General features: G+C 62.4%; 13 protein-coding genes and 1 pseudogene. 9 read left to right on the forward strand and 5 right to left on the reverse strand.

All coding sequences use genetic code 11. The features are described 5' to 3' along the window. Nucleotides 1-24 precede the first annotated feature (24 nt). Complete coding sequence (locus tag BFQ01_RS23980; protein WP_027608633.1) at nucleotides 25-873, reverse strand: transporter substrate-binding domain-containing protein; 849 nt, start codon at nucleotides 871-873, stop codon at nucleotides 25-27. Nucleotides 874-1,205: 332 nt separating this feature from the next. Between BFQ01_RS23980 and BFQ01_RS23985 the strand changes: the two genes are divergently transcribed. After that, nucleotides 1,206-1,454: a hypothetical protein gene (locus BFQ01_RS23985; protein WP_065927168.1), complete on the forward strand. Its 249-nt coding sequence runs from the start codon at nucleotides 1,206-1,208 to the stop codon at nucleotides 1,452-1,454. Nucleotides 1,455-1,529: 75 nt separating this feature from the next. Next, a pseudogene (locus BFQ01_RS31885) lies at nucleotides 1,530-1,820 on the forward strand (thioredoxin family protein); the annotation flags it as partial. Between the two features lie 19 nt (nucleotides 1,821-1,839). On the opposite strand, the gene BFQ01_RS23990 reads toward BFQ01_RS31885, so the two are convergent. From BFQ01_RS23990 to rpiB, 3 genes are all read right to left on the reverse strand, one after another. Further along, complete coding sequence (locus BFQ01_RS23990) at nucleotides 1,840-3,408, reverse strand: TerC family protein (RefSeq protein WP_027608635.1); 1,569 nt, start codon at nucleotides 3,406-3,408, stop codon at nucleotides 1,840-1,842. Between the two features lie 544 nt (nucleotides 3,409-3,952). Further along, a complete protein-coding gene (locus BFQ01_RS23995; protein ID WP_027608636.1) occupies nucleotides 3,953-4,933 on the reverse strand; it encodes a sugar-binding transcriptional regulator in 981 nt (326 codons plus the stop codon). 63 nt (nucleotides 4,934-4,996) lie between these two features. After that, nucleotides 4,997-5,458 carry a ribose 5-phosphate isomerase B gene (gene rpiB / locus BFQ01_RS24000; RefSeq protein WP_016969738.1) on the reverse strand — a complete coding sequence of 154 codons (462 nt, stop codon included), beginning with the start codon at nucleotides 5,456-5,458 and terminating at the stop codon, nucleotides 4,997-4,999. 280 nt (nucleotides 5,459-5,738) lie between these two features. On the opposite strand from rpiB, the gene BFQ01_RS24005 reads away from it, so the two are divergent. From BFQ01_RS24005 to dhaL, 7 genes are all read left to right on the forward strand, one after another. Beyond that, nucleotides 5,739-7,226 (forward strand): sugar ABC transporter ATP-binding protein, encoded by a 1,488-nt coding sequence (locus tag BFQ01_RS24005; RefSeq protein ID WP_065927169.1) that lies wholly within the window; start codon nucleotides 5,739-5,741, stop codon nucleotides 7,224-7,226. Further along, the gene (locus tag BFQ01_RS24010) at nucleotides 7,223-8,200 is read left to right on the forward strand and encodes an ABC transporter permease (protein WP_027608638.1); all 978 of its coding nucleotides are present in this window, start codon (nucleotides 7,223-7,225) and stop codon (nucleotides 8,198-8,200) included. The genes BFQ01_RS24005 and BFQ01_RS24010 overlap by 4 nt, the downstream gene beginning before the upstream one ends. Nucleotides 8,201-8,236: 36 nt before the next feature. Continuing rightward, a complete protein-coding gene (locus tag BFQ01_RS24015; RefSeq protein ID WP_027608639.1) occupies nucleotides 8,237-9,244 on the forward strand; it encodes a substrate-binding domain-containing protein in 1,008 nt (335 codons plus the stop codon). 87 nt (nucleotides 9,245-9,331) lie between these two features. Beyond that, the gene (locus BFQ01_RS24020) at nucleotides 9,332-10,087 is read left to right on the forward strand and encodes an SDR family oxidoreductase (protein ID WP_065927170.1); all 756 of its coding nucleotides are present in this window, start codon (nucleotides 9,332-9,334) and stop codon (nucleotides 10,085-10,087) included. A 27-nt stretch (nucleotides 10,088-10,114) separates the two neighbouring features. Then, nucleotides 10,115-11,230 carry an MDR/zinc-dependent alcohol dehydrogenase-like family protein gene (locus BFQ01_RS24025; protein WP_065927171.1) on the forward strand — a complete coding sequence of 372 codons (1,116 nt, stop codon included), beginning with the start codon at nucleotides 10,115-10,117 and terminating at the stop codon, nucleotides 11,228-11,230. 143 nt (nucleotides 11,231-11,373) lie between these two features. Next, the gene (locus BFQ01_RS24030; protein ID WP_065927172.1) at nucleotides 11,374-12,375 is read left to right on the forward strand and encodes a dihydroxyacetone kinase subunit DhaK; all 1,002 of its coding nucleotides are present in this window, start codon (nucleotides 11,374-11,376) and stop codon (nucleotides 12,373-12,375) included. A 3-nt stretch (nucleotides 12,376-12,378) separates the two neighbouring features. Further along, nucleotides 12,379-13,026, forward strand: a complete 648-nt coding sequence (dhaL, locus tag BFQ01_RS24035) for a dihydroxyacetone kinase subunit DhaL (RefSeq protein ID WP_065927173.1) — start codon at nucleotides 12,379-12,381, stop codon at nucleotides 13,024-13,026. Here dhaL and BFQ01_RS24040 read toward each other — a convergent pair. Continuing rightward, the gene (locus tag BFQ01_RS24040; RefSeq protein ID WP_065927174.1) at nucleotides 12,983-13,879 is read right to left on the reverse strand and encodes a LysR family transcriptional regulator; all 897 of its coding nucleotides are present in this window, start codon (nucleotides 13,877-13,879) and stop codon (nucleotides 12,983-12,985) included. The genes dhaL and BFQ01_RS24040 overlap by 44 nt on opposite strands. Nucleotides 13,880-13,948: the final 69 nt, after the last annotated feature.

A 13,948-nucleotide genomic window follows, 5' to 3' on the forward strand; every position in this document is an offset into this window, starting at 1 on the left:
TGGCGGCGCCCCGGTTTTCACGAATCACTTGAACTCGACGGGGAAGCCGATGGCAGGTTCCGGCAGGTCCACACCGAACCACTGCTTGAACGACGCCTTGTAGGTGGGGAATTCCACACCGGTCATGGCTTCATGCAACGCGGTGTTGACGAAGTTCAGCCAGTCCTGGTCGCCACGCTTGACCGCACACGCGTAGGTCTGCGGGCTCCAGGCATAGGCCGGGCTGCGGTAGCGGCCAGGGTTCTGCACCATCAGGTACTTGACCGAGGACTGGTCGGTGGCGGCGGCATCGGCGCGACCGGAGTTCACCGCCTGGTACATCAGGTCGACGCTGTCGTATTGGTCGACCTTGGCCTTGGGCAGCGCCTGGTGCACCAGTTCTTCGGCATACACGTTCTGCAGCACCGCCACGGTGACGCCATCGCCCGCCGCCTGCAGGTCTTCGATTTCCTTGTACTTGCTGTTGTTCGGCAGCAGCAGGCCCACGCCTTCGCGGTAGTACGGCAGCGTGAACGCCACTTGCTGGGCACGGCTGGCGGTGACGGTGATGAACTGGCAGCTCATGTCGACCTTGTCGGTCAGCAGGTTGGGAATGCGTGCGTCGGACGACTGCACCACAAACTCGACCTTGCTCGGGTCGTTGAACAAGCCCTTGGCCACAATACGGCCGATGTCGATATCAAACCCCTGCAACTTGCCATCCGCTCCCTGGAAGTGCCACGGCGCATTGGTACTGCCTGTACCCACGATCAGGTGCCCACGCTTGAGCACATCATCGAGCTTGCTGTCCGCCGCCTGCACGATGCCTGCGAGGGAAGCCGATGCGGCGAAGAGAAAAACACACGCTTTGAACACGGAAGGTCGGTGATGCATGACAAGCACTCCAGGAGTTGTGTATTCCGCTATACCGGAACATAGTATGTAACAACGGAATAGACAGCAGAAAGTGTGCCACACGCCCTCAAAGAAAAACATGCCTGCAATAAAGGCTTTTTAAATCAGATAGATAAATATTTCGGGGAGACAAGGCGCTACGCCAGCATCTGCAATCACTTTGCTACCCAGGGCCCCATATGGCGGTGACAGGTCCCTTTGGACGCACTGCGACAGCGTTACTGCGCACCGTTGCAGTGCGCGCGCAGCGTGGAAAAATCCCCACGCTGGACTAGCCTTGGCACATCCCTGCCGACAAGGACCCTGCCCTGATGAAGTCATGCCTTACCCTGGTGATGCTCACCTTGCTGGCAGCCGGCAACGCGTCGGCCAGCAACGACCGCCGCGACTGCAAGGAAGAACTGCGCAGGCTCAAGGAAGCCTTCGACACCAACTACACCAGCCAGAACCACCACGACTACCGCCGGGCCAAGGCCTCCCGGGACAATGAGGAATACCGCAAGTGCGCAAACCAGGCGCGCAAGGCCCGGGAACGGGTGGAGCGTGAGGCAGACCTGTGAAGGTTGACAGTAGACGGTGACGGTCCCCGGGCCTAGCGTTGGTAAAAAACCTGCACGGTCCAAAGGGAGATCATCATGGGGATTGCCACTGCAACCATTGCCACTACCGACGACTACCGGCGCGTGCTGAGCAGTTCGCGCCCGGTGTTCATGCTGTTCATCTCAGCTCACTGCCCGGCCTGCGAGGTAGCCGGGCCGCTGTTTGAGCAGATTGCCGCCCAGTACCGATCAGTAGTGAGCCTGGTGCTCGATTGCGCGAAAACGCCGAGGCACCCGCAGGTTACAGGCACCCCGACGCTGCTGGTCTTCCAGAACGGCACCTTGATGGAAACATTCAAGGGTTTCGGACCCGAGGAGCAGCAAGCGCAGTTTGTGGAGGACACCTTCAGGCGTTATGCACGCCGCAAGGCTGCAATAACACCTGCGTCACCCGCCGCTCCTCTACCGCCGCCACCGTCAGGCGCCAGCCCTCATGCTCCAGGCTATCGCCCACCACAGGCAGGCGGTCGAGCAGGCTCATCACCAGGCCGGCCAGGGTCTGGTAGTCCTCGGTCGCGACGGCCTTGAAGCCGGTACGCTGACGAATCTGGGTGAGGTTGAGGGCGCCATTGGCACGGAAGCCCGCGCCCTCCTCGACAATATCCGGCCCTTCGATCTCACTGGCGTCCGGCAACTCACCGGCAATGGATTCAAGAATGTCGGTCATGCTCAATACGCCCATGAAGTCACCGAATTCGTTGATCACGAAGGCGATATGGGTGGATTCCTGGCGCATCTGTTCCAGGGCGTTGAGGATCGAAAAGCTCTCCAGCAGGTTGATCGCCCGGCGTGCGAGGTGCTCCAGGTTCGGCTCGTTGCCGGCCAGGTACTCCTTGAGCAATTCCTTCTTATGCACAAAGCCCAACGGTTCATCCACCGCGCCATTGCGGATCAACGGCAGGCGCGAATAGGACGAATGCATCAGCTTCAGGCGAATCGTGTCGGGGTCGTCCGCCAGGTCGATAAAGTCGACGTTGGCCCGCGGCGTCATCAAGCTGCGAATCGGCCTCTCGGCCAGTTGCAGCACACCGCTGATCATCACCCGCTCGCGTCGGTCGAACAGCGGCCCCTGGGCGGCATCCGTCTCGCCCAACAGGTCAGCCACCTCTTCCCCCACCTCCTCAACCGCCAGGCTGCGACCGCCGAGCAAGCGCATCACCGCATGGGCCGTGCGCTCACGCACCGGCAACACACCCTGGGCCGACTTCTTGCGACGCGCGCGGGCAATCTGGTTGAACACCTCGATCAGGATCGAGAAACCAATCGCCGCGTACAGGTAGCCCTTGGGAATATGGAAACCCAGGCCTTCAGCGGTCAGGGCAAAACCGATCATCATCAGGAAGCCCAGGCACAGCATGATCACCGTCGGGTGGGCGTTGACGAAGCGTGTAAGCGGCTTGCTCGCGACGATCATCAGGCCGATGGAAATGATGACGGCGATCATCATCACCGCCAGCTCATCCACCATGCCCACGGCCGTGATCACCGCATCCAGGGAGAACACCGCGTCGAGCACCACGATCTGCGCCACAATCGGCCAGAACATCGCGTATGCCACGTTGCCGGTGCGCTGGGCCACATGGCCTTCCAGGCGTTCATGCAGTTCCATGGTGGCCTTGAACAACAGGAACACACCGCCGAACAGCATGATCAGGTCACGGCCGGAGAAGCTCTTGTCGAACACCTCGAACAGCGGCTGGGTCAGGGTTACCAACCAGGAAATACTCGCCAGCAAGCCCAGGCGCATCAGCAACGCCAGGGACAAACCGATCAAGCGCGCTCGGTCGCGCTGCTCCGGCGGCAGCTTATCCGCCAGGATCGCAATAAACACCAGGTTGTCGATGCCCAGCACCAGTTCCAGCACAATCAAGGTCAACAGGCCGAGCCAGGCCGTTGGATCCGCTAACCATTCCATTTATACAAGTCTCTCTACAGGTTTCAGAATGCCGGGCACGGCAAGGCGCGGTCAGTGGACCGGGACACGGCTGGCAGTCGGGATACGGGGTGTTTCAGCGGGAACAGCGGCGGCGGATGTCTTGGGGAAAGACGACTGGGAGGCTCCGAGAGGATGTTCATGCAGGTCCTGAAATAACAAAAGGACTTGAATCCTACAGGCGAAATACAAATTTCCTGCAACGCAAAACTATTACAAAACCTGTCTTCGACCCCCACACAAAATCATGTGGGAGACGGCTTGCCCCCGATGAGCATGAGTATTTTCAGATCCTGCCAAATCTCTGTGGTGAGCGGGCTTGCCCCGCGCTGGGCTGCGAAGCAGCCCCAAAACCAGCCTCTACAGAGTGCCTGATACACCGCGTACTTCTTTACTGGGGCTGCTTCGCAGCCCGGCGCGGGCGGTGCGACGATTCGACAAGCCCGCTCACCACAACAGCCCTGTCTGCCGGGCGTCCGGCGTTGAGCCAACGTTGTGTAGATACCCATGCCCCGACGAGGGCGTGTCAGGTTTTACGGGTTGCATCGTCCAGCGCCAGGATGGTGTGGGCATTCGTCACCGTCGTCGCCAACGTATTGATCACCCCCGACCGCAACGCCCCCAACGTCGCCGCCGCCTTGGTGTTCTCGCTGGCAATCGCCACCACGTCCGGGATGCGAAACAACTCCTGCACCGTCAACCCGATCACTCGCCCCTGGATCGCGTTGACTGCCGGCTGGCCGTGGATGTCGATGAAGTCATAGCCCATCATGTCGCCCACGGTGCCGGACAAGCGTGCCTGGGCGATCTCCTGGGGCGAGAACCAGCCCATGCGCACCATATTGCTGTTTTCGCTCATGTCGCCGATGCCGATCAGCGCCATGTCAGCCCGCCGCGCACGGTCGAGGGTCGAGCGCACCGTGTCGTTGTTGATCAACACCCCGCGCAACTCCGGGTTGGCCACCAGGGCCGGGGCGTACAGGCTTTCACTCTCGCCGCCAAAGCGCAGGGCCAGGCGCCGGCAGATGTGATCGGGGTTCATGTATTCGCCGGCCTTGAGCGAACCGCCAATGGCGCAGACAAATGTGCAGTTGCGCGTCACCGGCAGGAACACGTTATCGGCCACGGCGCCGACGTTGCGGCCCATGCCCACGGCGACGATCATGCCGTCACTCAAGGTCTTGTTCAGGTAGTTGGCCACCAGGCTGGCGACCGCCGAGCGCTGGGTATCGGGGTCGCTGTGGTCCACCGCGATCAACGCGCGATCCAGCTTGAAGCGCGCCACCAAGGCCTGTTCCAGCTCGTTGTTCATCGCCGGATGCTGCAAGACGCGCACCTCGACAATGCCTTCATCCCGCGCGCGCTTGAGCAATCGGCTGACTTTGGCCCGGGACAGGTCGAAGCGCTTGGCGATGGCTTCCTGAGTGACGTTCTCGAGGTAATAGAGCATCGCCACTTCAGTCATCTGATCAATATCGCTGGCCATGCGCTGGGTACTGTCACTCATGGGGACGGGCTTCCGTTTCGGCGTCAAAGGCGCATTCTCCCGACTCTTGCCCTGCTACGTCCACTATTGATGCCCATCGCGCTCGATCGCATTGATGCGCTCGACCTTGGCCCCGGAACGTGCCGCCTCGAACTCCGACTCCAGGAACGACTTGACGATGCTTTTCGCCAGTTCGGCGCCGATCACCCGCGCGCCGATAGAGAGGATCTGCGCATCGTTGCTCTTGCGCGCCCGCTCTGCCGAGTACGTGTCATGGGCCTGGGCCGCACGAATCCCGAGCACCTTGTTGGCCGAGATCGCCATGCCGATCCCCGTGCCGCACACCAGCACGCCCAGGCGCTGCTGCCCGGCGTTGATGGCGGTGGCCACGGCCAGGGCGATGTCCGGGTACAACACCGGCGCGGTGGAATGGGTGCCGAAGTCGGTCACCGGATAGCCCAGCGCCTCGATATGGCGCTTTAACAGCTCCTTGAGCTCAAAACCCGCTTCATCGCATCCGATAGCCACCGGGAAAGGTGTGTTCATGGTGTCTGGCTCCGCTGCCGTGAGTGCTTATGACTGATCAACTGATCACTCAATGAAATTTCTCTCATTCATTTCGCAGGCGTAACCCTCTCCTGTCAAGCAGGATTTAACTGACTTGCCAGTCAAAGCGCTCTAAAAAAGGGTAATTGGCGAAAAAGATCAGAATCGCAGCATTTACATGAAAGAGATTGACTGATCAGAATTTCATTTGATACACATATGATCACAGCGAAACATGACTGTGCGACCTAATAAGAATTCACAGCACGAGGACACGCCGATGGCCACGCCATTACTGCTCCAGGCTGAACACGTCGCCAAGGCTTACGCCGGGATCCCTGCCCTGCGTGACGGGCGCCTCTCTCTGCGGGCCGGCAGCGTCCACGCCCTGTGCGGCGGCAATGGCGCAGGCAAGTCGACTTTCCTGAGCATCCTGATGGGCATCACCCCGCGTGATGCCGGCAGCATTCTGCTCAACGGCACCGCCGTACAGTTCAATCGCCCCAGCGAAGCCCTCGCGGCGGGGATCGCGATGATCACCCAGGAACTGGAACCGATCCCCTACATGACCGTCGCCGAAAACATCTGGCTGGGCCGCGAACCGCGCCGCGCCGGCTGCATCGTCGACAACAAGGCCTTGAACCGCCGCACCCGCGAACTGCTGGAAAGCCTGGAATTCGATGTCGACGCGAGCAGCCCCATGCACCGCCTGAGCGTGGCGCAGATCCAACTGGTGGAAATCGCCAAGGCGTTCAGCCATGACTGCCAGGTGATGATCATGGACGAGCCCACCTCGGCCATTGGCGAGCGCGAAGCCGAAACCCTGTTCAAGGCGATTCGCCGCCTCACCGCGCGGGGCGCCGGCATCGTCTATGTATCGCACCGCTTGAGCGAACTGGCGCAGATCGCCGATGACTACAGCATCTTCCGCGACGGCGCCTTTGTGGAAAGCGGACGCATGGCCGATATCGACCGCGACCACCTGGTGCGCGGCATCGTTGGCCAGGAACTGACCCGCATCGACCACAAGGTCGGCCGCGAATGCGCCGCCGACACCTGCCTGCAAGTCGACAACCTCAGCCGCGCCGGTGAGTTCCACGACATCAGCCTGCAACTGCGCCAGGGTGAAATCCTCGGCATCTACGGCCTGATGGGCTCGGGGCGCAGTGAATTCCTCAACTGCATCTATGGCCTGACCGTGGCGGACTCCGGCAGCGTCACCCTGCAAGGCAAGCCCATGCCCGTGGGCCTGCCCAAGGCGACCATCAATGCCGGCATGTCGCTGGTCACCGAAGACCGCAAGGACAGCGGCCTGGTGCTTACCGGCAGCATTGTTTCCAACATTGCGCTGTCGGCCTACAAGCGCCTGTCGAGCTGGTCGCTGATCAATGCGCGCAAGGAAACCCAACTGGCCCAGGACATGGTCAAGCGCCTGCAGATCAAAACCACCTCACTGGAACTGCCGGTGGCGTCCATGAGCGGCGGCAACCAACAGAAAGTGGTGCTCGCCAAATGCCTGTCGACCGAACCGGTGTGCCTGCTGTGCGATGAGCCGACACGGGGTATCGATGAGGGCGCCAAGCAGGAGATCTACCACCTGCTGGATCAATTCGTGCGCGCCGGTGGCGCCGCCATCGTGGTGTCGTCGGAAGCCCCGGAACTGTTGCACCTGAGTGACCGCATCGCCGTCTTCAAGGGCGGCCGCCTGGTGACCATCAGCACCGACACCGCCCTTTCCCAGGAAGCCCTGTTGAGTCTTGCCTCATGAATGCCAAAACCATTGCCGCCCCCATCACCACAGCGCCACGCAACCGCCTGCGCCTGTCCCTCGACCGTTTCGGCCTGCCGCTGGTGTTTATCCTGCTGTGCGTGGTGATGGCGTTTTCCAGCGAGTACTTCATGACCTGGCGCAACTGGATGGACATCCTGCGCCAGACCTCCATCAACGGCATCCTCGCGGTGGGCATGACCTACGTGATCCTGACCAAGGGCATCGACCTTTCCGTCGGCTCGATCCTGGCCTTTGCCGGATTGTGCAGCGCCATGGTCGCGACCCAGGGCTACGGGCTGCTGGCGGCGGTGAGTGCGGGGATGTTTGCCGGGGCGATGCTCGGCGTGGTCAACGGCTTTATGGTCGCCAACCTGTCGATCCCGCCGTTCGTGGCCACCCTCGGCATGCTCAGCATTGCCCGCGGCATGACCTTCATCCTCAACGACGGCAGCCCGATCACCGACCTGCCCGACGCCTACCTGGCCCTGGGCATCGGCAAGATCGGCCCGATTGGCGTGCCGATCATCATCTTCGCCGTGGTCGCGCTGATCTTCTGGATGGTGCTGCGCTACACCACCTACGGCCGCTATGTGTACGCGGTGGGCGGCAATGAAAAAAGCGCGCGCACCTCCGGGATCGGCGTGCGCAAGGTGATGTTTTCGGTGTACGTGGTGTCCGGCCTGCTCGCCGGGTTGGCGGGCGTGGTGTTGTCGGCACGCACCACCTCCGCCCTGCCCCAGGCCGGGGTGTCCTATGAGCTGGACGCGATTGCCGCCGTGGTCATCGGCGGCACCAGCCTGTCGGGCGGCACCGGCAGCATTGTCGGCACGCTGTTCGGCGCGTTGTTGATCGGCGTGATCAACAACGGCCTGAACCTGCTCGGCGTGTCCTCCTATTACCAGCAGGTCGCCAAGGGCCTGATCATCGTGTTTGCAGTACTGATCGACGTGTGGCGCAAGAAAAAACGCTAGAGAACGACCACTACAACAATAACCGGAGTTCCCCCCATGAAACTTGGTACCACCCTGGCCGCCGCGGCGGCTCTCTCCCTGCTCGCCGGCAGTATCGCAATGGCCGCCGATGGCAAGACCTACAAGGTCGGCGCGGCCGTCTATGGCCTCAAGGGCCAGTTCATGCAGAACTGGGTCCGCGAGCTCAAGGAGCACCCGGCGGTCAAGGACGGCACCGTGCAGTTGACGGTGTTCGACGGCAACTACGACGCCCTGACCCAGAACAATCAGATCGAAAACATGGTGACCCAGCGCTACGACGCGATCCTGTTCGTGCCGATCGACACCAAGGCCGGCGTCGGCACCGTCAAGCAAGCCATGAGCAACGACGTGGTGGTTATCGCCTCCAACACCAAGGTCGCCGACGCCTCGGTGCCCTACGTCGGTAACGATGATGTGGAAGGCGGCCGCCTGCAGGCCCAGGCCATGGTCGACAAGCTCAACGGCAAGGGCAACGTAGTGATCATCCAGGGCCCGATTGGCCAGTCGGCGCAGATCGACCGCGAAAAAGGCGAGCTGGAAGTGCTGGGCAAGCACCCTGGCATCAAGATCATCGAGAAAAAGACCGCCAATTGGGACCGCGCCCAGGCCCTGGCGCTGACCGAAGACTGGTTGAACGCCCACCCCAAAGGCATCAACGGCGTGATCGCGCAGAACGACGACATGGCCCTCGGCGCCGTGCAGGCCCTCAAATCCCACGGCCTGACCTCCAAGGATGTGCCCGTCACGTCCATCGACGGCATGCCGGACGCGATCCAGGCGGCGAAGAAAGACGAAGTCACCACCTTCCTCCAGGACGCGCAGGCCCAGTCCCAGGGCGCACTGGACGTGGCGTTGCGCGCACTGGCCGGCAAGGACTACAAGCCGCAGTCGGTGATCTGGGAGCGCTATGCCAAGGACGTGAAATGGGGCGATGGCACGGCCAAGACCTACATCCTGCCGTGGGTGCCCGTGACTAACGCCAACGCCGATGCGCTGTACAAACAGGTCAGTGGCGGTAAGTAGTCATTGGCTTGAAATACAGTCAAGTGTGGGAGAGAGCTTGCCCCCTCCCACATTGGATCTCGATCGTTATTGAAAGAGGAGTCATGCATGTCTGGATTCTGGAACCAAGCCTTCGACCTCAACGGCCGTTGCGCGGTGATCACCGGCGGCGCCGCCGGTATCGGCCTGGCCTGTGCCAGCCTGCTGGTGGAGCGCGGCGCCCGCGTGGCTTTGCTCGACCGCGACCCGGCGGTGGTTGAAGTGGCAGCGGGCCTGGGTGCCGGGCATCTGGGCATTGCCGTCGACCTCAGCCAGATCAACCAGGTGCAACACACCATCGACCAGGTCTTCGCACACTTCCAACGCCTGGATTACCTGATCAACAGCGCCGGCGTGGCCCTGCTGGACAAGGCCGTCGATGTCAGCGAAAGCGCCTGGGACACCACCTTGGACATCAACCTCAAGGCCAGCTTTTTCGTGGCCCAGGCCTGCGCCCGGCACATGCTCGCCCAGGGCAGCGGGCGCATCGTCAACCTCGCGTCCCAGGCCGCGGTGATCGGCCTCGACCGCCACGTCGCCTACTGCGCCAGCAAGGCGGCCATCGTCGGCATGACCAAGGTATTGGCCATGGAATGGGCGCCGCACATCAATGTCAACGCCATTTCCCCCACCATCGTCGAGACCGCGCTGGGCAAGAAGGCCTGGGCCGGTGAAGTCGGCGAACGGGCCAAATTGCAGATCCCGGCGGGCCGCTTTGCGCAGCCGGAGGAAATCGCCGGGCTGGCGCTGTACCTGCTCAGCGATGCCGCGCAGATGATCACCGGCGCCAACCTGGTGATCGACGGCGGCTACAGCATTCAGTAATTCATTTATCTGTCGTGAGGTTTTGTCATGTCCACTGCCACCGAACGCACACCCGAACAACTCTCGCCGGCCATCCCGAAAACCATGCAGGCCGTGGTTTGCCACGGCCCGGAAGACTATCGCCTGGAAACCGTCGACGTACCCACGCCCGGCCCCGATGAGATCCTCACCAAGGTCGAGTTGTGCGGCATTTGCATGGGCGACATCAAGACCTATCGCGGCGCGCCGTCGTTCTGGGGCGATGCCGAGCAACCGCGCTACGTCAAGCCGCCGATGATCCCCGGCCATGAGTTCGTGTGTCGCGTGGTGGCCCTGGGCCCGGGCGCGGAAAAGCGCGGCGTGAAGGTCGGTGACCGGGTGATCTCGGAGCAGATCGTGCCGTGCTGGGGCTGTCGCTTCTGCAACCACGGCCAGTACTGGATGTGCCAGAAACACGACCTCTATGGTTTCCAGAACAATGTGCAGGGTGCCATGGCCCAGTACATGATCTTCACCAAGGAAGGCATCATTCACAAAGTGCCGGAATCCATCGCCCCCGACGAAGCGATCCTGATCGAACCCCTGGCCTGCTCACTGCATGCGGCGGAACGCGCCAACGTCGACCATGACGACATTGTGGTGGTCGCCGGCGCCGGCACCCTGGGCCTGGGCATCATCGGCGCCGTGCGTTTGCGCAACCCGAAAAAACTCATCGTGCTCGACATGAAACCCGAACGCGCCGCCCTCGCCCTGCGCATGGGCGCCGACGAAGTGTGGAACCCGGCCGAAGTGGACGTACTGGCCAACATCCGCGCGATCACCGACGGCTATGGCTGCGACATCTATATCGAGGCCACCGGGCACCACAAGGCGGTGAACCAGGGCCTGGCGATGCTGCGCAAGCTGGGGCGCTTCGTGGAGTTCAGCGTATTCAACGACGAGGCCACGGTGGACTGGTCGATCATCGGCGACCGCAAGGAGCTGGACATCCTCGGCTCGCACCTGGGGCCGTACATGTACCCGCGGGCCATCGACTTTATCGGCAACCGCAAGATCGATATGCGCGATGTAGTCACCCACAAGTTCGCCCTGGCGGACTTCAAGGAAGCGTTTGCGGTGATGGAACGTGGCGACAAGTCGCTCAAGGTTGTACTCGAACCCTAGGAACACACAACCGCTTTACTGCAGGAGCCGAGCTTGCTCGCGAAGGTCGACAACGATAACGCGGGGCTTCTGGATAAACGCGGTGTCTTCACGCTTTTCGCGAGCAAGCTCGCTCCTACAAAAAGAACACAGGAACCCGCGTTATGAATCGAGTCATCAACGATCCGGACCAAGTGGTCGAGGACATGCTGCGCGGCATCCTGGTCGCGCACCCCGAACTGCGCCAGTACGAAAGCAACCCACGGGTGATCGTCAAGGCCAGGCCTTCCGGGCCAGGGCGTGTCGGCATTGTCACGGGGGGCGGCTCCGGCCATGAGCCGGCCTTTCTCGGCTATGTCGGCCCCGGCCTGGTCGACGCGGTGGCCGTCGGCGAGATTTTCTCCTCGCCCACCGCCAAGAGCTTTTTCGACGCCTTCCGCGCTGCCGACCATGGCGCCGGCGTGGCCTGCCTGTACGGCAACTATGCCGGCGACAATATGAACGTGAAGCTGGCGATGAAAATGGCCGCCAGCAAAGACATGCGCATCCGCACCGTGGTCGCCAACGACGACGTGGCCTCCGCGCCCAAGGCCGAGATCGCCAAACGTCGAGGCGTGGCCGGGGAAATCTTCATGTGGAAGATCGGCGGTGCCGCAGCCGCCCAGCACTACGACCTCGACGGCGTGATTCGCGTCGCGCAGAAAACCGTCGACCAGTGCCGCTCGATTGGCATCGGCCTCACGCCCTGCACCATTGCCGCCGTGGGCAAGCCGAACTTCCAGATCGCCGACGGCCAGATGGAACTGGGCATCGGTCATCACGGCGAACCGGGCATTGAGGTCATCCCGATCGAATCCGCCGCCGCCATGGCCGAGCGCATGCTCGCGCCAATCCTCGCCGACCGCGACTTCAGACAGGATGACAGCGTGGTGGTGCTGGTCTCCGGTCTTGGCGCCACGCCGGTGATGGAGCTGTATATTTTCTATGCCGAGGTCGAACGCCAACTCAAGGCCAAGGGCTTGAAGATTCACCGCTGCTACGTCGGCAACTACTTCACCTCCCTGGAAATGATGGGCGTGACCCTGACCCTGCTCGGCCTCGACGCCGAGCTGAAAACCCTGATCGACCAACCCTGCCGCTCCATCGGCATGACCCAGGCGGACTGAACCATGAGCCAGCATTTTTCCAGCCACCACGGCAGCGCCATCGTCACCGACCTGGTCAGCGTGATCGTGGCCAACCGTGAATACCTCAGCGAAGTCGACGGCGCGATTGGCGACGGCGACCATGGCATCAACATGGCCAAGGGCTTCGCCCATTGCGGGCGCACGATCGAAGGTCGCCAACTGACCCTCGCCGAAGCCCTGGATGAACTGACCCTGAGCCTGATGGAAGGCATCGGCGGCTCCATGGGGCCGTTGTATGGCAGCCTGTTTATCGGCATGGCCGACGAAGTGCGTGGCCGTGACGACATCGACGCGGCCACCTTCGCCCACCTGTTGCGCGGCGGCCTGACCTCGTTGCAGGACATCACCGAAGCGGGCGTGGGCGACAAGTGCCTGATGGACACATTGATCCCGGCGGTGGAAGCCTTCGAGCGCGCGCACGCCTCGGGGGCGTCCTTCAGTGATGCACTGGAGGCGATGAAAACCGCCGCCTCCCAGGGGCGCGACTCCACCAAGGACCTGGTGGCGAAGATCGGCCGCGCCAGTCGCCTGGGCGAGCGCTCACTCGGCGTGCTGGATGCGGGGGCGGTGTCGTGCTGCCTGATCCTTACGCGCCTGGCGGATTCGGTGCAGCCGCGCCTGAGTGCTTGACCTGCTGGATATACCGCGCCACCGCCGGCGCTTTCTCGAAGCGCCGGTGAATCAGCGACAGCCACGAGGATGCGTCGCAGCCCTGAATGCTGCGGTACACCACGCCCGGCAACTGCACATGCCCGACCATTGACGCGGGCACCACCGCCACGCCCTGCCCCATCGACACCAGCGCCACTACCGCGACCAGCCCGCCCGGCTGTGGCCCCAGGCGCGGAGCATAACCGCCTTGCGCGGCGATATGCAGGGTGCCGCTGATTTGCTCCGGCAGGATAAATGTCTCGTTTTGCAGGTGTTCGCAGCCTATGGCCGCGAGCCCCAACAGCCAGGAATCCTGGGGCAGCGCCAGGACAAAACCTTCGCCGTCCAGGCGCACCGCCTCCACCCCCTCGGGCAAGGTCATCGGCGAGCGGATGTAGCCGATGTCATAGCGCCCGTCCGCCACCGCACTCGGCAGCGTGGCCATGGCGCATTCGCGCACCGTCACGCTGACGTCGGGAAATGCCTGGCCGAACGCACGCATCTGCCGCTGCAACAGCCCGGCGTACAGCGCCGAAGCCACGTAACCCAATTCGATATGGCCGATCTCGCCACGCCCGGCACGCTGGGCATGGCGTTGGGCGAATTCAAACTGGCGCACGGTGGCTTCGGCCTCGACCAGCAAGGCGGCGCCGGCTTCGGTGAGGCTGACTTCGCGTTGCCGGCGGATAAACAAGCGCGTGCCCAGGCTGGTTTCCATGTCCTGGATCTGCCGGCTCAGGGTCGGTGGCGCAATGCCCAATTGCTCGGCGGCACGGGTGAAGTTGCGCTGCCGGGCCACGGCGAGGAAGTAGCGAAAATGGCGGATATCCATAACAGGATTAGCTCAAAGGTAATGAAGTGCTCCACAGCGGCTAACAATACCAGCAGTGGCCAGGGATAA

Source organism: Pseudomonas sp. 8 R 14, assembly GCF_900005955.1.
GTDB lineage: Bacteria > Pseudomonadota > Gammaproteobacteria > Pseudomonadales > Pseudomonadaceae > Aquipseudomonas > Aquipseudomonas marginalis.

Excerpts from the sequence above, each read along its gene's own strand:
- BFQ01_RS23980 (WP_027608633.1), bottom strand. The coding sequence starts at position 873 with ATGCATCACCGACCTTCCGTGTTCAAAGCGTGTGTTTTTCTCTTCGCC.
- BFQ01_RS23985 (WP_065927168.1), top strand. The coding sequence starts at position 1,206 with ATGAAGTCATGCCTTACCCTGGTGATGCTCACCTTGCTGGCAGCCGGC.
- BFQ01_RS23990 (WP_027608635.1), bottom strand. The coding sequence starts at position 3,408 with ATGGAATGGTTAGCGGATCCAACGGCCTGGCTCGGCCTGTTGACCTTG.
- BFQ01_RS23995 (WP_027608636.1), bottom strand. The coding sequence starts at position 4,933 with ATGAGTGACAGTACCCAGCGCATGGCCAGCGATATTGATCAGATGACT.
- rpiB (WP_016969738.1), bottom strand. The coding sequence starts at position 5,458 with ATGAACACACCTTTCCCGGTGGCTATCGGATGCGATGAAGCGGGTTTT.
- BFQ01_RS24005 (WP_065927169.1), top strand. The coding sequence starts at position 5,739 with ATGGCCACGCCATTACTGCTCCAGGCTGAACACGTCGCCAAGGCTTAC.
- BFQ01_RS24010 (WP_027608638.1), top strand. The coding sequence starts at position 7,223 with ATGAATGCCAAAACCATTGCCGCCCCCATCACCACAGCGCCACGCAAC.
- BFQ01_RS24015 (WP_027608639.1), top strand. The coding sequence starts at position 8,237 with ATGAAACTTGGTACCACCCTGGCCGCCGCGGCGGCTCTCTCCCTGCTC.
- BFQ01_RS24020 (WP_065927170.1), top strand. The coding sequence starts at position 9,332 with ATGTCTGGATTCTGGAACCAAGCCTTCGACCTCAACGGCCGTTGCGCG.
- BFQ01_RS24025 (WP_065927171.1), top strand. The coding sequence starts at position 10,115 with ATGTCCACTGCCACCGAACGCACACCCGAACAACTCTCGCCGGCCATC.
- BFQ01_RS24030 (WP_065927172.1), top strand. The coding sequence starts at position 11,374 with ATGAATCGAGTCATCAACGATCCGGACCAAGTGGTCGAGGACATGCTG.
- dhaL (WP_065927173.1), top strand. The coding sequence starts at position 12,379 with ATGAGCCAGCATTTTTCCAGCCACCACGGCAGCGCCATCGTCACCGAC.
- BFQ01_RS24040 (WP_065927174.1), bottom strand. The coding sequence starts at position 13,879 with ATGGATATCCGCCATTTTCGCTACTTCCTCGCCGTGGCCCGGCAGCGC.